We start from the raw sequence: 20,900 nt of genomic DNA, 5'->3' as shown, positions 1-20,900 counted from the left end.
AATCATGCGGCCGGAGGAATTCACCATGTCTCGACTCATCTGCAAAACCCTATTTGTTTGTACCACCAGCCTATTGTTGGCCTCCTGCGGCACCACCAGCAAACACAAATCCCACAAGCCGCAAACAACCGCCAGAAAAGTCCAACCTGTCCGCATTTCCCATATCGACCGCACCCAAGGTTCGCAGGAATTGATGCTTCACGGCCTAGGCCTGATCGGCACGCCCTACAAATGGGGCGGCAGCACGACATCCACAGGCTTTGACTGCAGCGGCATGATCCAATTCGTCTATAAAAACGCCCTCAACGTCAATCTGCCACGCACCGCGCGCGATATGGCCGCAGCCAGCCGAAAAATTCCCGACGGCAAATTAAAAGCCGGCGATCTTGTCTTTTTCAACACCGGCGGCGCACACAAATATTCCCATGTCGGCCTCTACATCGGCAACGGCGAATTTATCCACGCACCCAGCAGCGGCAAAACCATCAAAACCGAAAAACTTTCCACTCCGTTCTACGCCAAAAACTATTTGGGCGCACATACTTTTTTTACTGAATAAATCAAGGCCGTCTGAAAGGTATCGCAATATCATCGATACCTTTCAATCTATTGCTGATGAGTAAAGCTTGATTGCAAGATAGGCCCATGCAAAAATTTACCCATAACAAAGCAATAGAAAGATAACACACAGTTTCAACAACTTAAATCATCTTCCGCCCTGTCATTTTGTAAGTACAAACCATCAAGGATATATCATGCACACAGAATCCGTTCTAACCCTTCTCAAAACCCTGCAAAACCAAATCTGCGCCGCGCTGGAGCAAGAAGATGGCGAAGCCAAATTTGTGCATGAAGCATGGACGGGGAAACTGGGTATCGGCGAAACCCGCGTATTGAAAAACGGCGCAGTATTCGAGCAGGCAGGTGTGAATTTCTCGCATGTAAAGGGAACCCAAATGCCGGCTTCTGCTACGGCCCATCGTCCTGAATTAGCAGGCGCGGCGTTTGAAGCCATGGGCGTGTCGCTGGTCATTCATCCGAAAAATCCTTATGTCCCGACCAGCCATGCCAATGTGCGCTTTTTTATTGCCTACCCTGAAAATGCCGAGCCGGTTTGGTGGTTTGGCGGCGGCTTTGATTTGACGCCCTTTTATCCTTTTGAAGAAGATATCGTGCATTGGCACACAGTGGCTCGGGACGTATGCGTGCCATTTGGCGAATCGGTTTATCCTGAATTCAAACAATGGTGTGACGAATATTTCTATTTGAAACACCGTAACGAAACACGCGGCGTGGGCGGCCTGTTTTTTGACGATTTAAACCGCTGGGATTTCGATACCTGCTTGAATTTTATTAAGGCAGTCGGGGAAGGCTATATCGCATCGTATCTGCCGATTGTGGTAAAACGCAAAAATACGCCTTATGGAGAACGTGAACGCGATTTCCAACTCTACCGTCGCGGACGCTATGTGGAATTTAACTTGGTTTGGGACAGAGGCACACTGTTCGGTCTGCAAAGCGGCGGCCGTACAGAAAGCATTTTAATGTCTATGCCGCCTTTGGTTCGCTTTGAGTATCAATATGCACCGGAAGAAGGTTCACCCGAAGCACGTCTCAATCAATTCCTTATACCGCGCAACTGGCTGGAAGAAGCCGGCAGATAGTTTTACCTATAAGAGGCCATCTGAAAAGCGATTCTCACTGGTTGAGACTACCTTTTCAGACGGCCTTTGCTTCAATTGCTTTGAATTTGCATACCTTTGCCTATCATGCTGTTTCATCTCTATAGAGTTTTTGAGACAATGCGCCCATATAAAAATTACCTCACAAACCACACTAAAAAGGAATAATCGGTGAAACGCATTTTCTTATTTATCGCAACCAATATCGCAGTTCTGGTTGTCATCCGTGTTATTTTGGCCATCTTGGGCATCAACAGCACCGACCAAGTCAGCAGCCTGTTGGCTTATTCCGCAGTCGTCGGCTTCAGCGGCTCGATTGTCTCCCTGCTGATGTCGAAAACCATCGCCAAACATTCGGTCGGCGCCGTCGTTATCGACCAGCCCCAAAGCGAAGAAGAAGCTTGGCTGTTGGCAACTGTTGAAGCACAAGCCCGCCAATGGAATCTGAAAACGCCGGAAGTAGCCATTTACGACTCTCCAGAGCCTAATGCCTTTGCAACCGGCGCGACCAAAAACAGCTCGCTCGTCGCTGTCAGCACCGGCCTGCTCGACCACATGACCCGCGATGAAGTCGAAGCCGTTTTGGCGCATGAAATGGCACACGTCGGCAACGGCGATATGGTAACGCTGACGCTGATTCAAGGTATTGTGAATACTTTTGTTGTCTTCTTGGCGCGTATTGTTTCCAGCATGGCGGCGCGCAACAATGACGGCAGTACGTCGCAAGGTACATATTTCATGGTCAGCATGGTATTGCAGATCGTATTCGGCTTCCTCGCCAGCATCATCGTGATGTGGTTTAGCCGCCAACGCGAATACCGCGCCGATGCGGGCGCTGCAAAACTGGTGGGCGCGCCAAAAATGATTGCCGCCCTGCAACGTTTAAAAGGCAGTACCAGCGACCTGCCGCAAACCATGACGGCAATGGGCATTGCCAGTGAAGCCAAAGATTCTTGGTTCAGCACCCATCCTTCTTTGGACAACCGCATCAACCGTTTGAAAAACCGCTAATCGAAAACATCAAGGCCGTCTGAAACATCAAGTTCAGACGGCCTTTTTTTATTTCTTCATCAAAGCCCGTTTGATGATAATCATCCAGTCTTTCTTATCCAACAGCGGGCGCTGGTTAAACACGTCATATTTGCAACCGTCCAGCTTTTGCAAAATCAACTGGCCGCCGACAATAATCATGCGCAGCTCAAAACCGATTCGCCCTTTGAGGGTTTTGCCCAACGGCGAGCCTGCCTTCAGCATTTGAAAAGCACGTTGACACTCATGCGCCATCAGTCGTTGAAAAGCAAAGTCGGCTTTACCGACCGCAATCTGCCCTTCGCTGACTTTGAACTTCTGCAAATCTTCCTGAGGGATGTACACGCGCCCTTTCTGCCAATCTACCGCCACGTCCTGCCAGAAATTAATCAGCTGCAAAGCTGTGCAAATGCCGTCGCTTTGCGCCATGCTCACTTCATCGGTTTGCCCGTACAAATGCAGCATAATGCGCCCTACAGGATTGGCGGACAAGCGGCAATAGGCAATCAATTCGCCAAAGTTTTCATAACGGGTTTTGACTACATCCTGACTGAACGCCGCCAGCAAATCATAAAACGGTTGCAAAGGTAATTGAAACGGCTTAATCGCTTCGTTGTACAAACGCTGCATCAAAGCCGTTTGCGTTTTCCCGCCTTGTGCAATGCGGTCTAACTCTGCCTTCAGTTCGTCCAGTTGGCGCAGGCGTTCGGCTGCTTCGGCATTGCCTTCGTCGGCAATATCGTCCGCCGTCCGTGCAAAAGCGTAAACGGCATGAACCGGCTTGCGCAAACGGCGCGGCAGCACAATGGAGCCGACTGGGAAGTTTTCGTAATGATTGACTGACATGGGAAATCCGAAAATTTAAAATAAAGTGTTTTTGCTGACAGGCCGTCTGAAATTCAGACGGCCTTACGTTTGGCCGCAAAGAAATCCTGCAATACGCTTTGGCATTCGTCTGCCAATATGCCGCCCAAAATTGCGGTATGCTTGTTCAGACGTTTGTCGGCAAACAAATCGACCACGCTACCTGCCGCGCCGGTTTTAACTTCGGCTGCACCATAAATCACGCGCCCGACCCGTGCCTGTATCAAGGCAGATGCGCACATAGAGCAAGGCTCTAATGTGATGTATACGTCGCAATCTTTCAAACGGTAGTTTTGCAAGGCCTTACCAGCGGCGGCAAGTGCGTTGATTTCGGCATGATGGCTGACATTGTGGTCGCCAATGCAGGTATTGTGTGCCGCTGCAATTACCTCGCCTTGATATACGATGACTGCGCCAACGGGCACTTCGCCCAATGTCGCCGATTGTCTGGCCTGTTCTATCGCCAGCCGCATAAAGGCTTCCATATCGTTTTGAGAAGGAAAAACAGCAACAGGCGGATGGTTTTTCAAGGCCTCGCCCAGCTCCGTCTTTCTCTCCTCGGAAATATGCCGGACATCCACACCCGAAACCAACGTGTCCAGTTGCCATAAGGTGCTTTTGGTTACGGTCAAACCCGACGCTTTCAGCAATAGAAACGTGCGGACTGCGCCGATTTCCTGTAAATCTTCCAGTGTACGAATACCCAATTCTTTTAATGCTGCCAATGTTTTAGGCGCAAGTGGTGGCGTAGTTAGCATGGATTATTCCTGAAAATGCTGACGTGCCAAGGCTAAGGCCGTCTGAACATAATCGCTGTCTGCGTAAGGATCTAACGTGTGCACCAAAGGAATTTTCCGCAACCAGGTCAACTGGCGTTTGGCAAGCTGGCGCGTGGCGACAATGCCTTTTTCGACAAAGGTGTCATAATCGGTTTCGCCTTCGAGATAATCCCAAGCCTGACGGTAGCCCACGCAGCGCATAGACGGCATATCGGCATGCAGCTGCGGATAATCGCGGCGCAAGGCGTGCATTTCATCGAGGAAACCGTGTTCCAGCATACTTAAAAAGCGTTTTTCGATTTGCTGGTGTAACAAATGACGGTCTTCGGGAATCAGGGCAACCGTGCATAAATCCAATAAAGGCGCAGCCTGCTTCTGCTCTGTGAAATGTTCGCTCAAAGGCTTGTCGGTCAGAAGATAGACTTCCAAAGCGCGTTCAATACGCTGGCTGTCATTGGCTTTCAGACGGCCTGCCGTAATCGGGTCAACCTCCTGCAAACGGCGATACAGGCCTGCCAGACCGCGTTCGTTTTTTTCCGCCTGAAGCTGTGCGCGCACCTCCGCATCCGCGCCGGGCAAATCGTTCAAACCTTCCGTCAGCGCATGGAAATACATCATCGTGCCGCCGACAATCAGCGGATAGCGACCGCGCGCATGTATTTCGTTCACCAAGCGTACGCAGTCGCCGACAAAATCCGCCGCGCTGTAACTTTCCAGCGGCGAGATAATATCAATCAAATGATGCGGTACGGCGGCAAGCTCTTCAACAGTCGGCTTGGCCGTACCGATGTCCATACCGCGATACACTAGCGCGGAATCCAAACTGATGATTTCCACCGGCAACGATTGGGCAATATTTAAGGCCAGTGCGGTTTTACCGCCGGCGGTCGGGCCGAGTACGGCGAAGGCTTTGGGCGCGTTCATAAGAAAACGGAAAAATTAAAAATGCGATTATAGCAAACCCGGGCAGACCATATTTCAGGCCGTCTGAAACATTTGCTCTACATTATCAAAAGCGTTACACTTGCTGCGCCGTTACAGACGGCCTTTTATATTGATTTCAAACCTGCTGCTGCCGTCATTGCGCCGGCAGTCAAGCCGTCAGCGACACTGCGTCGCTGTAAACACGAAAGAACACACTATGACCGTATCTCCCGTAGCCTTGCGCCGTCAAACCGAGCGCAAGCCGCATCCGACTGCGCGTTATTGGAAAAAATGCGATGTCGAGGCTTTGTTTGGACTGCCTTTCCTCGACCTCGTTTTCCAAGCCGCCGAAATCCATCGCCAAAACTTCAACCCGCGCGAAATCCAGCTTTCCACCCTGCTCTCCATCAAAACCGGCGGCTGCCCCGAAGACTGCGCCTACTGCCCGCAATCGGCACACCACAACACCAATCTGGGCAAAGAGCAGATGATGGATGTGGACGAAATCGTCGAAAAAGCCAAAATTGCCCAATCGCGCGGTGCCAGCCGTTTCTGCATGGGCGCGGCATGGCGCGGCCCCAAACCCAAAGACGTAGCTGTCGTTTCCGAAATCATCAGCGCGGTGAAAGGCTTAGGCATGGAAGTGTGCGGCACCTTCGGCATGCTCGAAGACGGCATGGCTGAAGACTTCAAAAAAGCCGGTCTGGACTACTACAACCACAACCTCGACACCGACCCCGAACGCTACAACGACATCATCCACACCCGCAAACACGAAGACCGCATGGATACTTTGGGCAAAGTCCGCAATGCCGGTTTGAAAGTCTGCTGTGGCGGCATTGTCGGCATGAACGAAACTCGCGCCGAACGCGCAGGCCTGATTGCCAGCCTTGCCAACCTAGACCCTCAGCCCGAAAGCGTGCCGATTAACCAGTTGGTTAAAGTAGAAGGCACGCCGCTGGCCGATGCCGAAGATTTGGACTGGACTGAATTTGTCCGCACCATCGCCGTCGCACGCATTACCATGCCGCACAGTTACGTCCGCCTGTCCGCTGGCCGCAGCAATATGCCGGAATCCATGCAGGCCATGTGTTTCATGGCTGGTGCAAACTCGATTTTCTACGGCGACAAGCTGCTGACTACGGGCAATCCGGACGAAGACGGCGACCGCCTGCTGATGGAAAAATTGAATTTGTATCCGCTGCGCTTTGAATTGGAAGAAGAATACAAAGCCGCGCAGGAAACACCCAAAATCAAAGTCGACTATTAACCGCCATCATAATGCCGTCTGAAAGGACAGGCTTTCAGACGGCATACGGCACTCCGGCACGCGGCGCAACATCAGGCGCGGCGCGTGCCGCCCCGTCCGAAGCCTGATAAACAAACCGATAAGGAAATACGATGAAACACATACTCCCCCTGATTGCCGCATCCGCACTCTGCATTTCAACCGCTTCGGCACATCCTACCGGCGAACCGTCCACCCAAAACGAAACCGCTATGACCACGCATACCCTCACCTCAAAATACAGCTTTGACGAAACCGTCAGCCGCCTTGAAACCGCCATAAAAAGCAAAGGAATGGACATTTTTGCCGTCATTGACCATCAGGAAGCCGCCCGCCGAAACGGCTTAACGATGCAGCCGGCAAAAGTCATCGTCTTCGGCACGCCCAAAGCCGGCACGCCGCTGATGGTCAAAGACCCCGCCTTCGCCCTGCAACTGCCCCTGCGCGTCCTCGTTACCGAAACGGACGGCAAAGTACGCGCCGCCTATACCGATACGCGCGCCCTCATCGCCGGCAGCCGCATCGGTTTTGACGAAGTGGCAAACACTTTGGCAAACGCCGAAAAACTGATACAAAAAACCGTAGGCGAATAAGCCCGTCGCCGACATAAAAGGCCGTCTAAAACTTTTTCAGACGGCCTTTTATCGTTATTCAGCATCAAAACCTTCAATCTTCCGTATCCACTCTTCCTTTTCCTCCTCGCTCAAAAACGAAGCGCGGAACGAATTGGTGCACAAGGTTTTGATTTCTTCCGCACTCAAATCTAAAGCCTCGGCAAGCGCTTCAAAATTGCGGTTCATATAGCCGCCGAAATATGCCGGATCATCGGAATTGACGGTTACCAACACGCCGCGTTGCAACATACGGCGCAAATTGTGTTTCGCCATCTCCGGAAATACTTTTAATTTCAAATTGCTCAACGGGCAAACGGTCAACGGCATTTGTTCTTTAATCAAACGCGCCATCAACGCCCCATCTTCTTCCGCCCGTACGCCATGATCGATACGGCGGATATGCAGTAAGTCCAAAGCCTCATAAACATATTCCGGCGGGCCTTCTTCTCCGGCATGCGCCACCGTCAACAAACCCTCCGCCCGCGCCTGCGCAAACACGCGCTCAAACTTAGACGGCGGATGCCCCAGTTCGCTCGAATCCAAGCCTACGCCGATGATGTGTTCTTTATAAGGCAAAGCCTGATTTAAGGTTTCAAATGCGCTTTCTTCCGACAAATGCCGCAGGAAACACATAATCAAACGCGTGCTTATGCCCCATTGCTGCCCGGCTTCATGACAGGCGCGGACAATGCCGTTAATCACGGTTTCAAACGTCACGCCCCGCGCAGTATGGGTTTGCGGATCAAAAAATATTTCCGTATGCACGACATTGTCTTCATGGCAACGCTCAAGATACGCGCGGGTCAAATCGTAAAAATCCGCCTCGTGCAACAATACGCCGGCACCGGCATAATAAATATCCAAAAACGACTGCAAATTGTGAAAATCATAAGCCTGCCGTACCGCATCGACATTTTCATAAGGAATCGCTATGTGGTTGCGCTTGGCGATTTCAAACATCAACTCCGGCTCGAACGTCCCTTCGATGTGGACGTGCAACTCTGCTTTGGGCAGGGCTTGGATAATTTGTTTGATATTCATATTTTCTCTAATTTTCGGTTTATATTTAATATTGAAGGCCGTCTGAAACTTTCAGACGGCCTTTGAACATTTACCTGTTAAAAACCATTTTCCATCATGATTTCGCCGGGGATGCGGTTGCGGTGCATAGCGTAGCCCAAATCCATCAGGGCTTGGAAAGTGTCTTTGACCATTGCCGGATTGCCGCAAACCATAAAGCGCGTATCGGCTTTGGTAAACTTAAAGCCGACTTTTTCTTCCAAGCCGCCATTCTTCAGCAATTCGGGAATCCGTTTGCCGCTCAATGCGCCTTCCGTTTCCTCACGCGTAGTGACCGGAACAAAAGTGAATTTATGGAAATATTCCTCAATCAGCGGATGCTCTTTCAAATCAGCAAGACGTTGGTTGAAAATCAACTCGTCAGCATAAGAGACGGAATGCGCCAAAACCAAACGGTCAAAACGCTGCCAAATTTCAGGCTGCTCGATAATGGAGAGGAAAGGCGCAATGCCGGAACCCGTGCAGAGCATAACCAAATCTTTGCCGTCGGGGAAACGCTCGGGCAAGAGGAAACCGGTAGCCGTTTTATCCAGCAAAATAGTATCGCCCTCTTTCATCGCAGCAAAACGCGCCGACATCGGGCCGCCTTCGATTAATACCGCGAAATACTCAAGCGTATCGGCGTATTCGGCAGACACGACAGAATACGCGCGCCAAATAAAGCCCTCGCCGTCACGGAAACCAAGGCGCGAAAACTGCCCTGCCGAAAAACGGTAGGACTCGGGACGGCTGATGGCAAAAGTCATCAGCTTAGGCGTATGGTGTTTGATCCACAAGACTTTTTCTTCGGTAAACTTGGCTTCTGGAGAAGCTGCCATAATAGGTTTCCTTGATATTCGGTATCAGTTTCAAATAGGGCTTATTATAAAGATTCAAAAGGCCGTCTGAAATATTTATTTTCAGACGACCTTTAAGATTATTCACGACGCAAACGGATACTGATGCCTTTTTGTTCCAAAATCAAATCGTTACCATCAAAACGATAGTTCCACACGCTTTGTTTGCGCAAAAACGCATCTTCCAGCTTCATATCTTCACACAGCATCATGCTTACCGCAATATGTCCAAAATCAATTTTGTCCGAACCAATCGTATTGGCTTGGAACATCATACCGTTACACCCCATCTTGCCATACGCCTTAGGCATCTCGCTCAAATCCAGATAGGCATCAGTACCGGCCAAATCTTTTTCGGTGAATTTATTGAAAGAAACCACACGCCATTTGGCGGCTAGAGTAGGTTGCGCCGTTTGTTGAGTTTGTACCTGCGCTTTAGAGGCTTGTTCAGGCTGAGATACTGAAGGAGATGTACAAGCTGCCAAAACTACCACACTCATTAATGCACCGAATAATGTTTTCATATCTATTCCTTGTTTATTGCTAAAGGCCGTCTGAAAACTATCCACCTTCAGACGGCCTTTAAGCCTTATTTACAAAGTTGTATCCAATGCTTTGGAAATATCGTTCCAAATATCGTCAACGTCTTCAATACCGACAGAGAAACGCAGCAGGCCGACTTTGATGCCCATTTCCATTTTCACATCATGCGGTACGCCGCTGTGGGATTGGGAATAGCAATGGTTGACCAAACTTTCCACGCCGCCTAGGCTGGAAGCCATTTTGACCAGTTTCATGTTTTTAATCACGCTATTGGCCGCTTCACGCGTGTCGTTTTTGAGATAAACCGTAACCACGCCGCCGATGCCTTTGGGCATTTGTGCTTGGGCGAGTTCGTAATGTTCGTGAGATGGCAGGCCGGGATAGAACACTTTTTCAATGGCAGGATGAGCTTCCAGACGGCGCGCGATTTCGAGTGCGTTTTGGCAATGGGCGTTCATGCGCAAGGCCAATGTTTTGATACCGCGCAACACCAGCCAGCAGTCCATCGGGCCTGCAATCGCGCCGGTATGCACCATCATGTCGTGCAAAGGCTGAGCCAGCTCTTTGGTTTTTGCAACGACTACGCCCATCAGTACGTCCGAATGGCCGCATAAATATTTGGTAGCGGAATGGAACACAAAATCGCAACCCATATCCAACGGCTGTTGCAGATACGGCGTGGCAAAGGTGTTGTCGATGCCGACCAGCGCACCGGCCGCTTTGGCTTTCGCGGCAAGCACTTTGATGTCTACCAAGCGCAAAAGCGGATTGGACGGCGTTTCCAGCCAGACCAGTTTGACATTGTGCGCTTTGAGCAGCTCGTCCAAATTATCCGGATTGCCCAAATCGGCAAAAACAACGTTCACACCCCATTTTTGATAAACATCGACCAATAAATCATAAGCACCGCCGTAAATATCGGCGACGGCGACAATGGTATCGCCCGGGCGCAGGAAAGTACGCCATACGGCATCAATCCCCGCCATACCGCTGGAAAATGCAAAGCCGGCCGCACCGTGCTCCAAATCGGCAACGGTATCTTCCAAGACCTGGCGGGTCGGGTTGCTCAGACGTGAATAGCGGTAAGGAACCTGCTCGCCGATTTCGTGCAGCGCGAACATACTGTTTTGATAAATCGGCGGCATCAGCGCACGGTTGTGTTCGTCGCAATCGTAGCTGGAATGAATGGCTTTCGTGGCGAATTTCATTTGGTCTCTGCCTATATAGATGTGAATAATCGAAGATTTTATCACTATCTGAAAAATAGAAACAATCAATGCAGGCGGATAAAGCAAGTGATATAATCTCGCATTTGCAAATCGGCCGACACGAGCCGATTCCCTCCACACGCATCTCAACAATCCTATCATGAAGGACATACCACGCATGAACGCCATTGCAGACGTGCAATCTAGCCGCGATTTACGCAACCTGCCGATTAATCAGGTCGGCATCAAAGACCTGCGCTTTCCAATCTCCCTCAAAAGCAAAGAAGGCGAACAATCCACCGTCGCCCGCCTGACCATGACGGTTTTCCTGCCTGCCGACCAAAAAGGCACGCATATGTCGCGCTTTGTCGCCCTGATGGAAAAACAAACCGATGCTTTGGATTTCGATACGCTGCACAAGCTGACCGCCGATATGGTTGCCCTGCTGGATTCGCATTCCGGCAAAATCAGCGTTTCCTTCCCGTTTTTCCGCAAGAAAAGCGCGCCGGTCTCCGGCATCCAATCGCTGCTCGACTATGATGTTACCCTGACCGGCGAAATCAAAAACGGTACATACAGCCACAATCTGAAAGTGATGGTTCCGGTTACTTCCTTGTGTCCGTGTTCCAAAGAAATTTCCCAATACGGCGCGCACAACCAACGTTCGCATGTGACCGTCAGCCTGATTGCAAACGCGGATGTAGCCATCGAAGAAATCATCGATTACGTCGAAGCACAGGCAAGCTGCCAGCTCTACGGTTTGCTCAAACGCCCTGACGAGAAGTATGTAACGGAGAAAGCATACGAAAATCCGAAGTTTGTCGAAGACATGGTTCGCGATGTGGCCACTGCGCTGATTGCCGATAAACGCATTGAATCGTTTGTTGTCGAAAGTGAAAACTTCGAATCGATACACAACCATTCCGCTTACGCTTATATCGCTTATCCTTAAAAGCCGAGCCGAATAGAAACAAAGGCTGTCTGAAAGTTTCAGACGGCCTTTGGCATAGATTGAACGATAACATAAGACTATCGGTCATATATGGGCAACCCTATTTCGATATAATTCAAAAGCATTAGATTTCTCTCGCAATATTTAACATAAATTAAGCCGATTGTTTTTTCCATCATTTATAATAACGGTTCCTCAACGGCATCTCCGGAGATACTATGAAAAAATTCCTTTATTTCCTCATTGCATTTTTAGGCTTGAGCAGCTTCGCATTCGCAGTAGATGCCAATGATTTGCTGCCTCCAGAGCAAGCCTTTGTACCTCAAGTCAATGTAACCGATCAAGGCATCAGTGTGCAGTTCAAAATCGCTGACGGCTACTATATGTACCAGTCCAAAATCGTTGCAGCGACCAATCCTGACAAAGTCTTGGGTGAACCCAAATTCAGCAAAGGCGAAGAAAAAGAAGACGAATTCTTCGGCAAACAAACGGTTTACCACCATACCGCACAGGTTGACCTGCCTTACAAACAAGCCGCACCGCAATACAAACTGACGCTGACTTATCAAGGCTGTGCCGAAGTGGGTGTGTGTTATCCGCCTGTGGACACCGAGTTTGACGTAAAAGGCAATGGAGTTTACCAACCGCAAAGCGATGAGCCGGTTTCTGCCAAAGACCGCTTTTTGCAACCATCCGCCTCTTCAGACGGCCAAATGCCCACGCAACCCAGTACAAACAATCCCGACAGCAGCCGCTTCAAGCTCTCTTGGGATACTTTAAACGCCAACCTGTTGGCGTTTTTTGTCGCAGGTTTGGGCTTAAGCTTTACCGCTTGTATGTATCCGCTCCTGCCGATTGTTTCCAGTATTGTCGTGGGCGATAAAAAAGCCGGTAAAGGCCGCGCGTTTACCTTGTCTATGGTGTATGTACAAGGCTTGGCACTGACCTATACCTTGGTCGGCGTGATTGCCGGTTTGACCGGCGCGCTGTTGACCGTATGGCTGCAACAGCCTTGGGTTGTGCTTGCCGCAGCCGCGTTGATGGTGATACTGGCGCTGTCCATGTTCGGCCTCTTCAATATCCAGCTGCCAAACTCTGTCCAATCCTATTTCCAAAACCAAAGCAACAAACTCTCCGGCGGCAAAATCATTTCCGTCTTTATCATGGGTATTTTGTCCGCCCTGATTGTCGGCCCTTGCGTTGCGCCTCCGCTTGCATTTGCTTTGGGCTATATCGGCCAGACCGGTGATGCCGTGTTGGGCGGCCTCGCGCTTTATGTTTTGGCACTCGGCACCGGCGTACCGCTCATCATCATCGGCACATTCGGCGGCCATATCCTGCCTAAAGCAGGCGACTGGATGAACGGTATCAAATACGCATTCGGCTTCATTTTGCTGGCCGTTGCCGTATACCTTGCCACACCGCATCTGCCTTATTTTGCAGTAGTCGGCCTCTACACCTTGCTGATGATTGTCCCCGCCCTTATGCTTTTGGCGAAATCCGGCAAACAAAAAGGCCGTCTGAAAACAGTTGCCGCCGTATTGGGCTTTTTACTGCTGATTGGCGGCTCATGGTTTGGCTGGCAAAGCTTTAATAAACAAACCACCGCCCTGCACCACTTCTTAACGCTGGTTCCGCCATCCGAAGCCGGACAAGAAACCGACCACGGCAAAATGTTTACCGATGTCGGCGAACTCAAAGCCGCTATGGATGCCGCCTTGAAAGCCGATCCAAGCAAGCCCGTGCTGATTGATTTCTACGCCGACTGGTGCGTATCCTGCAAAGAAATGGCCGCCTACACGCTCAACCAACCGCAGGTACACGAAGCAGTCGATATGCAGCGCTTCTTCCAAATCGACGTGACCGCCAACACTCCCGATCATCAGGCCTTACTGAAAGAATACGGCCTCTTCGGCCCTCCGGGCGTGTTTGTTGTCCGCGCCGACGGCAGTCATAGCGAAGCCTTATTAGGCTTTGTCAAACCCGATGCATTCATTGAATGGTATCGCAAAAACGAGAAATAGCCGCCTATAAAAAGGCCGTATGAAAACAGATTTTCAGACGGCCTTTTCCTATGTTCAAAAATTAAAATTCATCTTGAGCCCAACGCGTAGAACGCAAAATGCTGGAATCCACATCTTGAATATTGCGATGACCGGTAAACGCCATGGAAATATCCATTTCTTTATACAGGATTTCCAGCGCGCGGGTGACACCTTCTTCACCATACGCACCCAAACCATACAGGAACGCCCGACCTATCATCGTGCCTTTCGCACCCAAAGCCCAAGCCTTCAAAATATCCTGACCGCTGCGGATGCCGCTATCCATCCAAACCTCGATGTCGCTGCCCACCGCACTGACCACATCAGGCAAAGCTTTGATGGCAGACACAGTATCGTCAAGCTGACGGCCGCCATGATTGGAAACGACCAATGCATCCGCGCCGCTTTTCGCTGCTTTTTCCGCGTCTTCAGGTTCCATAATGCCTTTAATAATCAACTTGCCGCCCCACAAATCCTTAATGCGCGCTACATCGTCCCAGCTCAGACGCGGGTCGAATTGTTCGGAAGTCCACGAAGACAGTGAAGACAAATCGCCTACGTTTTTCGCATGACCGACGATATTGCGGAAGGTGCGGCGTTCCGTGTTCAGCATTTTCATACACCATTCCGGTTTGGTCGCCAAATTGATTAAATTGGCGATGGTCGGTTTCGGTGGCGCAGACAGGCCGTTTTTGATGTCTTTGTGGCGCTGACCCAAAACCTGCAAATCAGCGGTCAATACCAAAGCCGAACATTTGGCATCCTTCGCACGCTTAATCAGGTTTTCCATAAACTCGCGGTCGCGCATCACATAAAGCTGAAACCAAAACGGCGAGCTGGTGTTTTCAGCCACATCTTCAATCGAACAAATAGACATGGTCGACAGCGTAAACGGAATACCAAATTTTTCCGCCGCCCGCGCCGCCAAGATTTCGCCGTCGGCGTGCGCCATACCCGTGAAACCTGTTGGCGCAATCGCTACCGGCATTTTCACATCCTGCCCGATCATTTTGGTCTCAAGACTACGCCCCTCCATATTAACCAATACTTTTTGGCGGAAACGGATGTCTTTAAAATCCGAAGTATTTTCACGATAAGTGGTTTCCGTCCAAGAGCCTGAGTCAATATAGTCATAAAACATACGCGGCATTTTACGTTTGGCAACAAGGCGCAAGTCTTCGATACAGGTTATTTTGCTTAAATCACATTTCATTGTCGATTGCCTCTGTTAAGGTAAAGATGGATAGTCAAGGCCGTCTGAACATTTCAAACACCTCATTATTTTACTCCATCAAAACAACTAAATTTTAAGAATAATTTTGATAATCTATATCACTATCAATATTAAATCAAAACATTTTAACCCTGCCATTTGTAGGGTTGATAGCCTTTTTTCAGACGGCCTCAAGTCCAAATTACAGAAAAATAAAGAAAATATTTTCCGATTTAAAAATCAACCCATGCCACCATTTAAACAAACAATCAAACCGAACCGCCACATACTTGACTGAAACACTCAGATATTAGACAATTCCCCCCACTAATAAAAACGCCCCACACAGGCAACCACACCATGAGACTGACTACCAAAGGGCGATTTGCAGTAACCGCCATGATAGATTTGGCGATGAACGCGCAAACCGGCGCTGTCAAACTCAGTGCCATCAGCGAACGACAAAGCATATCGCTTTCCTACCTCGAACAATTATTCAGCAAGCTGCGCCGTGCCGGATTGGTTGAAAGCCTACGCGGCCCAGGCGGAGGCTATATCCTTGCCGCACCCGCCGAGCAAATCAATATTGCACAAATCATCTCCGCAGCCGAAGACCGCCTGGATGCCACACAATGCGGCAGCAAAGCAAACTGCCACCACGGCGCCCCCTGTCTGACCCATGACCTTTGGGAAAACTTAAACAAAACCATCAATGATTACCTCAGCGGCGTTACGCTGCAAAGCATCATTGAACAAAAAAACTGCAGCGACAGCAGTCATGTCGTTACCTTTACACACATTCATTAAACCGACTTGCGGCAAAGACCGCAGGCAGATGACCAAACGAAAGAGCAAACCATGACCGTTAAAACCCCCGTATACCTCGACTACGCCGCCACCACTCCCGTTGACCGCCGCGTTGCCAAAAAAATGATTCCCTACCTGTCCGATATTTTCGGCAACCCAGCCTCCAACAGCCACAGCTTCGGTTGGGAAGCAGAAGAAGCGGTAGAAAAAGCACGTGCAGACATCGCAGCCCTGATTAACGCCGACTCCAAAGAAATCGTTTTTACCAGCGGCGCGACCGAGTCCAACAACCTCGCCATCAAAGGCGCAGCACACTTCTACAAATCTAAAGGCAACCACCTCATCACCGTAAAAACCGAGCACAAAGCCGTGCTTGACACCATGCGCGAACTCGAACGCCAAGGTTACGAAGTGACTTACCTGGACGTACAAGAAAACGGTTTGGTTGATTTAGACGTACTGAAAGCCGCCATCCGCGAAGACACCATCCTCATTTCCGTCATGTGGGTAAACAACGAAATCGGCGTAGTGCAAGACATTCCCGCCATCGGCGAAATCTGCCGCGAACGCAAAATTATTTTCCACGTTGACGCAGCACAAGCATGCGGCAAAGTGCCTGTCGACGTTGAAGCCGCCAAAGTTGATTTGCTGTCTATGTCCGGCCACAAAGTATACGGCCCTAAAGGCATTGGCGCCCTGTATGTACGCCGTAAACCACGCGTCCGCCTCGAAGCCCAAATGCACGGCGGCGGCCACGAACGTGGTTTCCGTTCCGGCACATTGCCGACTCACCAAATCGTCGGCATGGGCGAAGCCTTCCGCATCGCCAAAGAAGAATTGGCACAAGACACTGCGCACTACCTGAAACTGCGCGATATCTTCCTCAAAGGTATCGAAGGCATCGAAGAAGTCTACATCAACGGCGACCTCGAGCACCGCGCTCCAAACAACCTAAACGTCAGCTTCAACTTCGTCGAAGGTGAAAGCCTGATTATGGCGGTTAAAGAACTCGCCGTATCCAGCGGCTCCGCCTGTACTTCCGCAAGCCTTGAGCCAAGCTACGTTCTGCGCGCACTTGGCCGCAACGACGAATTGGCGCACTCATCCCTGCGCATCACCTTCGGCCGCATGACCACTGAAGAAGAAGTCCAATTCGCAGCAGAACTGATTAAATCCAAAATCGGCAAACTGCGCGAACTGTCTCCGCTGTGGGAAATGTTTAAAGAGGGTATCGATTTGAACTCGATTGAATGGGCAGCGCATTAACCAAGAGAAAAGGTCGTCTGAAAATAAGGGAGGACTTTTCAGATGGCCTATATGCAAGCTTTATATATTTACGCTAGACTAGATACAAAGCTATGTGTAGGTCGAAGACTAACAGTTTAATCAAGTTAGCAGAAAAATTGTAATTAATAAACAATATAACCTACATTACTTTTTTCTTTCATAGGAAAGATCACTATAATGGAAGACGAAAATTTATATCCAAAAATTTTTTTGTATATCAAAGAGCGGCATATACATAAAAAGATATTTAATTGGCTTAAGAAGGATAAGTTAATTACAAATCTAGAAGAATATACAAAGACGAAAATAATGGAATTAAAAAAATTTGTAGTAAAGTAAAGTAATAAAAAATCCATTATTTAAAGAGCATCCTGAATTATCTATAATTCGAAAGGTTGAATTTAGACGTGCCGATAATCTTACAGATGAGCTGAATAGAATTGATGATGAAAATTTAGATCAGTTGGTTATCAATCAAATAGTTTTTCAAAGTGAAGAATCAGAGTTCTTTCCATTAAAATGTCATGAAACTAATGATTTATTCTTACAAGAAGTTAGGCGATACGTTATAGAGTTTATGCAGGCTATTAAGCAATCGTAAATTAGGTTGAAACCTAAAAATTTCATCAAACTAGACGAAACGTTATATTTAAATATCCCAATCTATCCATACTATATCAAAAATAAAAAGGTCGTCTGAAAACCATAAAGGCCTTTTCAGACGACCTAAAAGCCACCACATTAAAATCAAGGATACAAAACCATGAACGAACAAGATTTAGATTTGGACAATCTTGACAACCTGCTCGAAGATTTTGACGGCGTTACCGTAGAAGGCGGCGTTGATTCAGAGAATGATGACGGCTGCGAAGGCGGCGCGTGCAAAATCTAAACTTCAAGCCGTCTGAATATTCGTAAACAAACCATTTACACCACTAAAAACACAAAGGAAACCACATCATGGCATACAGCGATAAAGTAATCGACCACTACGAAAATCCCCGCAACGTCGGTACTTTCGACAAAAACGACGAATCTGTCGGTACCGGCATGGTCGGCGCACCGGCCTGCGGTGACGTAATGCGTCTGCAAATCAAAGTAAACGATGAGGGTATTATCGAAGATGCAAAATTCAAAACTTACGGTTGCGGTTCTGCCATCGCTTCTTCCAGCCTGATCACCGAGTGGGTTAAAGGCAAAAGCCTTGACGATGCACTGGCAATCAAAAACAGCGAAATTGCCGAAGAGTTGGAATTGCCTCCAGTTAAAATCCACTGCTCCATCTTAGCTGAAGATGCGGTAAAAGCAGCCGTTGCCGACTATCGCAAACGTCAGGAAAACAAATAACCGGATTCAGCAAACCCTTGTCGGCAAGTGCTCCCAAGATTTCTGGCGAGTCTTCGAGAAAAGCAAATCTGGTAGTTTATTCCCCTCTTCTTTTGCAGGAAAAACCCATTATGCATAAACTTGATCGTTTTGAAGTTACTACCAAGTTTAGGACTACCTGCCGACCTTAACCCTCTCCCCGCAGGAGAGGGTTAAGGAGAGGGCAATAAACCGCAGCTTATATTGAATTTAGGCGTTATACCTGCAAAATCAAAGAAGACGATATGCCTTTTACCGATGAAGAAATCCAATCCCTGCTTGCCGTCAAAGGCATAGGTAAAACCGTATTGCAGCGTTTGCGGCAAATAGGTTTGGATGATGTCGCCACGCTGGCGGCAGCGGATTTGGACGATATTTTGGAACAGAGCGCACAATTGACCGGCTCGACCTGTTGGAAAAATAGTCCGCAAGCTAAAGCTGCTATTGCCGCCGCAATAGAGTGGGCAAAACAGCGTTTTCAGACGGCCTGATAGTTCAAGAGGCCGTCTGGAATAAAAAAGCAGGCAAAACAGAAAATGATTGCGAAATGAGGAAAAAAGCATGATTACCATCACAGAAAACGCAGCCAAATACATCAATAACTACCTGACCAAACGCGGCAAAGGATTGGGCGTGCGCTTGGGCGTGAAAACCAGTGGCTGCTCAGGCATGGCATACAACCTTGAATTTGTCGATGAAGCGAACGAGGATGACCTGATTTTTGAAGAACACGGCGCGCGCGTTTATATCGATCCGAAAAGCTTGGTTTATCTAGATGGCACGCAAGTTGATTACACAAAAGAAGGTTTGCAGGAAGGTTTCAAATTTGAAAATCCGAATGTCAAAGACTCTTGCGGCTGTGGTGAGAGCTTCCACGTTTAAAATATAAAAAATGGCGGGAAAGTATCAAAACCATCCCGCCATTTTTTGGCTTCTTGCCTATTATAGCTACCCTTGCCTTTTCTTTTCCGTTCTACTTTGTGTCGGAACAAATCAGATTTGACTAAGGCTTTTAAGGCATTATCTCGTATCTTGCCTTTATTGTGTTGTACCTTACCGGTCATATTGTTTTCCTTTCGTATAAACAGTTTTTGGATTATATCGTAAAATAATCCTCTTCTTTAGATTTTTTCCTTTAATATCATGTCTCAATATTTCAACCTCTTCCAGCTTGAGCCATCTTTCAATATTGATACCGAAGCACTCGAACAGACTTATCGAGCTTTAGCTGCCCGTTTCCATCCCGATAGATTTGCTTCTGCTTCTGCTTTTGAGCAGAAACAAGCCGTTATGATGTCTTCTACAATTAATGATGCCTACCGCACATTAAAAAGCCCTATTGATCGGGCTGCTTATCTCTTGAAAAGCCAAAATATCGATGCTGATGCACCTGAACACACTTCGTTCTCACCAGAATTCCTCATGCAGCAGATGGAATGGCGGGAAACATTGATGGATGCACAAATGGAACAAAACCATGATGCCATCCGAGCGCTGGATCAAGAAATTCAAGAAGTTCAAAGCAACCTATATCAAGATTTGCAACAAGCATTTGAACAACAGGATTATGAATCAGCCGCACAATGGGTACGGCATGGACGCTTTCTTAATAAACTTCGCAATGAAATTGCTTCAATCTTATAAGGTACATATGCTGTTACGTTTACCCAAGTTTTATAGCAAATGATTTTATATACAAAACAAAAACCGTATCAGATAAATCTGATACGGTTTTCTTATATTGACTACCGATTAGCGTTTTTTACCGGTAACAGTAGCAACAGCCAGGTTTTCGTTACGTTTCAGAGAAACGCTTTCAACACCTTCTGGCAATTTGATGTCTGACAAGTGCAGAATGTCGCCGGCAACTACTGATGCACAATCCAGCTCCAAGAAAGCAGGAATGTTTGCAGGCAAAGCAACTACTTCAACAGAAGTGTTCAACAGAGATACGCGGCCACCTTGCAATTTAACAGCTTGAGAGTTTTCAGCGTTAACAATGTGCAGAGGAACGCGGATACGTACAGGTTGATCAGCTTTTACAGCTTGGAAGTCGATGTGTTGAACTTCGCGACGGAATGGGTGCATTTGGAAGTCACGCACGATAACGTCTTTAGTTTCAGCGTTCAAAGACAGTTTAATCAAAGCAGTATGGAAAGATTCTTTTTCTAATGCGTAGAATACAGTTTTGTGGTCTACAGCGATAGCAACAGGCTCTTGACCTTCACCGTACAGAATGCCAGGGATTTGGCCTTCGCGACGCAGGCGGCGGCTCGCACCAGTGCCTTGGGCTTCGCGAACAGAGGCTTGAATTTCGTAAGTCATGTTTAATACTCCAATTTAGATAAAATCGTCGTCATCGGCCGCGACCAGCTTAAGACGAC

The 20,900-nt window shown here is 48.5% G+C and carries 23 protein-coding genes and 1 pseudogene; 14 read left to right on the top strand and 10 right to left on the bottom strand.

The annotated features are described in order from the left end of the window. The first annotated feature begins 25 nt into the window (after positions 1–25). The 3 genes from HMPREF2560_RS05020 (at position 26) to htpX (ending at position 2,693) form a co-directional block, all read left to right on the top strand. Complete coding sequence (locus HMPREF2560_RS05020) at positions 26–559, top strand: C40 family peptidase (protein WP_070609029.1); 534 nt, start codon at positions 26–28, stop codon at positions 557–559. A gap of 196 nt (positions 560–755) precedes the next feature. Beyond that, on the top strand, positions 756–1,664 hold the full coding sequence (hemF, locus tag HMPREF2560_RS05015) for an oxygen-dependent coproporphyrinogen oxidase (protein ID WP_070608897.1): 909 nt from the start codon (positions 756–758) through the stop codon (positions 1,662–1,664). A 189-nt stretch (positions 1,665–1,853) separates the two neighbouring features. After that, positions 1,854–2,693 (top strand): protease HtpX, encoded by an 840-nt coding sequence (htpX, locus tag HMPREF2560_RS05010; RefSeq protein WP_070608895.1) that lies wholly within the window; start codon positions 1,854–1,856, stop codon positions 2,691–2,693. A gap of 48 nt (positions 2,694–2,741) precedes the next feature. Here the strand turns inward: htpX and hpnC are convergent, their stop codons facing one another. The 3 genes from hpnC to miaA are packed head-to-tail and all read right to left on the bottom strand — an operon-like array spanning position 2,742 to position 5,278. After that, a complete protein-coding gene (gene hpnC / locus HMPREF2560_RS05005) occupies positions 2,742–3,557 on the bottom strand; it encodes a squalene synthase HpnC (protein WP_070608893.1) in 816 nt (271 codons plus the stop codon). Between the two features lie 53 nt (positions 3,558–3,610). After that, on the bottom strand, positions 3,611–4,333 hold the full coding sequence (gene tadA / locus HMPREF2560_RS05000) for a tRNA adenosine(34) deaminase TadA (RefSeq protein WP_070608891.1): 723 nt from the start codon (positions 4,331–4,333) through the stop codon (positions 3,611–3,613). A 3-nt stretch (positions 4,334–4,336) separates the two neighbouring features. Then, the gene (gene miaA, locus HMPREF2560_RS04995) at positions 4,337–5,278 is read right to left on the bottom strand and encodes a tRNA (adenosine(37)-N6)-dimethylallyltransferase MiaA (protein WP_070608889.1); all 942 of its coding nucleotides are present in this window, start codon (positions 5,276–5,278) and stop codon (positions 4,337–4,339) included. A 217-nt stretch (positions 5,279–5,495) separates the two neighbouring features. On the opposite strand from miaA, the gene bioB reads away from it, so the two are divergent. Continuing rightward, a complete protein-coding gene (gene bioB / locus HMPREF2560_RS04990) occupies positions 5,496–6,548 on the top strand; it encodes a biotin synthase BioB (RefSeq protein ID WP_004519884.1) in 1,053 nt (350 codons plus the stop codon). A 131-nt stretch (positions 6,549–6,679) separates the two neighbouring features. Further along, entirely contained in the window at positions 6,680–7,159 is a 480-nt protein-coding gene (locus tag HMPREF2560_RS04985) for a DUF302 domain-containing protein (RefSeq protein ID WP_003680761.1), read from the top strand. Between the two features lie 54 nt (positions 7,160–7,213). Here the strand turns inward: HMPREF2560_RS04985 and HMPREF2560_RS04980 are convergent, their stop codons facing one another. From HMPREF2560_RS04980 to HMPREF2560_RS04965, 4 genes are all read right to left on the bottom strand, one after another. Beyond that, positions 7,214–8,221: an adenosine deaminase gene (locus HMPREF2560_RS04980; RefSeq protein WP_070608887.1), complete on the bottom strand. Its 1,008-nt coding sequence runs from the start codon at positions 8,219–8,221 to the stop codon at positions 7,214–7,216. 77 nt (positions 8,222–8,298) lie between these two features. Then, positions 8,299–9,078, bottom strand: coding sequence for a ferredoxin--NADP reductase (locus HMPREF2560_RS04975; RefSeq protein ID WP_070608885.1), 780 nt, complete (start codon positions 9,076–9,078; stop codon positions 8,299–8,301). 98 nt (positions 9,079–9,176) lie between these two features. Then, the gene (locus HMPREF2560_RS04970) at positions 9,177–9,620 is read right to left on the bottom strand and encodes an META domain-containing protein (protein WP_070608884.1); all 444 of its coding nucleotides are present in this window, start codon (positions 9,618–9,620) and stop codon (positions 9,177–9,179) included. 69 nt (positions 9,621–9,689) lie between these two features. Then, positions 9,690–10,847, bottom strand: a complete 1,158-nt coding sequence (locus tag HMPREF2560_RS04965) for a trans-sulfuration enzyme family protein (protein ID WP_070608881.1) — start codon at positions 10,845–10,847, stop codon at positions 9,690–9,692. A 178-nt stretch (positions 10,848–11,025) separates the two neighbouring features. Here HMPREF2560_RS04965 and folE2 point away from each other — a divergent pair, with 178 nt between their 5' ends. Both folE2 and HMPREF2560_RS04955 read left to right on the top strand, forming a co-directional pair. After that, positions 11,026–11,799 carry a GTP cyclohydrolase FolE2 gene (folE2, locus tag HMPREF2560_RS04960; RefSeq protein WP_070608880.1) on the top strand — a complete coding sequence of 258 codons (774 nt, stop codon included), beginning with the start codon at positions 11,026–11,028 and terminating at the stop codon, positions 11,797–11,799. Positions 11,800–12,017: 218 nt separating this feature from the next. Next, positions 12,018–13,823: a protein-disulfide reductase DsbD gene (locus HMPREF2560_RS04955; protein ID WP_070608877.1), complete on the top strand. Its 1,806-nt coding sequence runs from the start codon at positions 12,018–12,020 to the stop codon at positions 13,821–13,823. A gap of 61 nt (positions 13,824–13,884) precedes the next feature. Here the strand turns inward: HMPREF2560_RS04955 and HMPREF2560_RS04950 are convergent, their stop codons facing one another. Next, positions 13,885–15,057, bottom strand: a complete 1,173-nt coding sequence (locus HMPREF2560_RS04950) for an alpha-hydroxy acid oxidase (protein ID WP_070608875.1) — start codon at positions 15,055–15,057, stop codon at positions 13,885–13,887. Between the two features lie 360 nt (positions 15,058–15,417). On the opposite strand from HMPREF2560_RS04950, the gene iscR reads away from it, so the two are divergent. The 6 genes from iscR to iscA all read left to right on the top strand — a co-directional run bounded on the left by iscR (position 15,418) and on the right by iscA (position 19,398). Next, positions 15,418–15,864 carry a Fe-S cluster assembly transcriptional regulator IscR gene (gene iscR, locus HMPREF2560_RS04945; RefSeq protein ID WP_003746476.1) on the top strand — a complete coding sequence of 149 codons (447 nt, stop codon included), beginning with the start codon at positions 15,418–15,420 and terminating at the stop codon, positions 15,862–15,864. 51 nt (positions 15,865–15,915) lie between these two features. Beyond that, the gene (locus HMPREF2560_RS04940) at positions 15,916–17,130 is read left to right on the top strand and encodes an IscS subfamily cysteine desulfurase (RefSeq protein WP_070873756.1); all 1,215 of its coding nucleotides are present in this window, start codon (positions 15,916–15,918) and stop codon (positions 17,128–17,130) included. 784 nt (positions 17,131–17,914) lie between these two features. Beyond that, positions 17,915–18,043, top strand: coding sequence for a hypothetical protein (locus HMPREF2560_RS11420; RefSeq protein ID WP_002234986.1), 129 nt, complete (start codon positions 17,915–17,917; stop codon positions 18,041–18,043). 68 nt (positions 18,044–18,111) lie between these two features. Continuing rightward, a complete protein-coding gene (gene iscU, locus HMPREF2560_RS04935) occupies positions 18,112–18,498 on the top strand; it encodes a Fe-S cluster assembly scaffold IscU (protein WP_003674559.1) in 387 nt (128 codons plus the stop codon). A gap of 263 nt (positions 18,499–18,761) precedes the next feature. After that, entirely contained in the window at positions 18,762–19,007 is a 246-nt protein-coding gene (locus HMPREF2560_RS04930) for a recombinase RecA (protein WP_070608867.1), read from the top strand. A gap of 70 nt (positions 19,008–19,077) precedes the next feature. Beyond that, entirely contained in the window at positions 19,078–19,398 is a 321-nt protein-coding gene (gene iscA, locus HMPREF2560_RS04925; RefSeq protein WP_070608865.1) for an iron-sulfur cluster assembly protein IscA, read from the top strand. On the opposite strand, the pseudogene HMPREF2560_RS04920 reads toward iscA, so the two are convergent. Continuing rightward, positions 19,358–19,580 (bottom strand): annotated as a pseudogene (locus tag HMPREF2560_RS04920) (alternative ribosome-rescue factor A). The gene iscA and the pseudogene HMPREF2560_RS04920 overlap by 41 nt on opposite strands. Before the next feature lie 79 nt (positions 19,581–19,659). On the opposite strand from HMPREF2560_RS04920, the gene hscB reads away from it, so the two are divergent. Continuing rightward, entirely contained in the window at positions 19,660–20,160 is a 501-nt protein-coding gene (hscB, locus tag HMPREF2560_RS04915; RefSeq protein ID WP_070873755.1) for a Fe-S protein assembly co-chaperone HscB, read from the top strand. 108 nt (positions 20,161–20,268) lie between these two features. On the opposite strand, the gene HMPREF2560_RS04910 is transcribed toward hscB, so the two are convergent. Further along, a complete protein-coding gene (locus HMPREF2560_RS04910; protein WP_070873754.1) occupies positions 20,269–20,841 on the bottom strand; it encodes a 50S ribosomal protein L25/general stress protein Ctc in 573 nt (190 codons plus the stop codon). Positions 20,842–20,900 lie beyond the last annotated feature (59 nt).

This window comes from Neisseria sp. HMSC078H04, from assembly GCF_001838135.1.
GTDB lineage: Bacteria > Pseudomonadota > Gammaproteobacteria > Burkholderiales > Neisseriaceae > Neisseria.
This window is presented reverse-complemented; position numbering and strand designations above follow the sequence as displayed.

What these genes read in the sequence shown, in the direction of transcription:
- HMPREF2560_RS04985 (WP_003680761.1), top strand. Translation starts at nt 6,680, where the DNA reads ATGAAACACATACTCCCCCTGATTGCCGCATCCGCACTCTGCATTTCA.
- iscR (WP_003746476.1), top strand. Translation starts at nt 15,418, where the DNA reads ATGAGACTGACTACCAAAGGGCGATTTGCAGTAACCGCCATGATAGAT.
- iscA (WP_070608865.1), top strand. Translation starts at nt 19,078, where the DNA reads ATGATTACCATCACAGAAAACGCAGCCAAATACATCAATAACTACCTG.
- HMPREF2560_RS04970 (WP_070608884.1), bottom strand. Translation starts at nt 9,620, where the DNA reads ATGAAAACATTATTCGGTGCATTAATGAGTGTGGTAGTTTTGGCAGCT.
- HMPREF2560_RS04940 (WP_070873756.1), top strand. Translation starts at nt 15,916, where the DNA reads ATGACCGTTAAAACCCCCGTATACCTCGACTACGCCGCCACCACTCCC.
- HMPREF2560_RS04955 (WP_070608877.1), top strand. Translation starts at nt 12,018, where the DNA reads ATGAAAAAATTCCTTTATTTCCTCATTGCATTTTTAGGCTTGAGCAGC.
- iscU (WP_003674559.1), top strand. Translation starts at nt 18,112, where the DNA reads ATGGCATACAGCGATAAAGTAATCGACCACTACGAAAATCCCCGCAAC.
- bioB (WP_004519884.1), top strand. Translation starts at nt 5,496, where the DNA reads ATGACCGTATCTCCCGTAGCCTTGCGCCGTCAAACCGAGCGCAAGCCG.
- HMPREF2560_RS05020 (WP_070609029.1), top strand. Translation starts at nt 26, where the DNA reads ATGTCTCGACTCATCTGCAAAACCCTATTTGTTTGTACCACCAGCCTA.
- hemF (WP_070608897.1), top strand. Translation starts at nt 756, where the DNA reads ATGCACACAGAATCCGTTCTAACCCTTCTCAAAACCCTGCAAAACCAA.
- HMPREF2560_RS11420 (WP_002234986.1), top strand. Translation starts at nt 17,915, where the DNA reads ATGAACGAACAAGATTTAGATTTGGACAATCTTGACAACCTGCTCGAA.
- HMPREF2560_RS04930 (WP_070608867.1), top strand. Translation starts at nt 18,762, where the DNA reads ATGCCTTTTACCGATGAAGAAATCCAATCCCTGCTTGCCGTCAAAGGC.
- hscB (WP_070873755.1), top strand. Translation starts at nt 19,660, where the DNA reads ATGTCTCAATATTTCAACCTCTTCCAGCTTGAGCCATCTTTCAATATT.
- HMPREF2560_RS04965 (WP_070608881.1), bottom strand. Translation starts at nt 10,847, where the DNA reads ATGAAATTCGCCACGAAAGCCATTCATTCCAGCTACGATTGCGACGAA.
- HMPREF2560_RS04980 (WP_070608887.1), bottom strand. Translation starts at nt 8,221, where the DNA reads ATGAATATCAAACAAATTATCCAAGCCCTGCCCAAAGCAGAGTTGCAC.
- HMPREF2560_RS04950 (WP_070608875.1), bottom strand. Translation starts at nt 15,057, where the DNA reads ATGAAATGTGATTTAAGCAAAATAACCTGTATCGAAGACTTGCGCCTT.
- miaA (WP_070608889.1), bottom strand. Translation starts at nt 5,278, where the DNA reads ATGAACGCGCCCAAAGCCTTCGCCGTACTCGGCCCGACCGCCGGCGGT.
- tadA (WP_070608891.1), bottom strand. Translation starts at nt 4,333, where the DNA reads ATGCTAACTACGCCACCACTTGCGCCTAAAACATTGGCAGCATTAAAA.
- folE2 (WP_070608880.1), top strand. Translation starts at nt 11,026, where the DNA reads ATGAACGCCATTGCAGACGTGCAATCTAGCCGCGATTTACGCAACCTG.
- hpnC (WP_070608893.1), bottom strand. Translation starts at nt 3,557, where the DNA reads ATGTCAGTCAATCATTACGAAAACTTCCCAGTCGGCTCCATTGTGCTG.
- HMPREF2560_RS04975 (WP_070608885.1), bottom strand. Translation starts at nt 9,078, where the DNA reads ATGGCAGCTTCTCCAGAAGCCAAGTTTACCGAAGAAAAAGTCTTGTGG.
- HMPREF2560_RS04910 (WP_070873754.1), bottom strand. Translation starts at nt 20,841, where the DNA reads ATGACTTACGAAATTCAAGCCTCTGTTCGCGAAGCCCAAGGCACTGGT.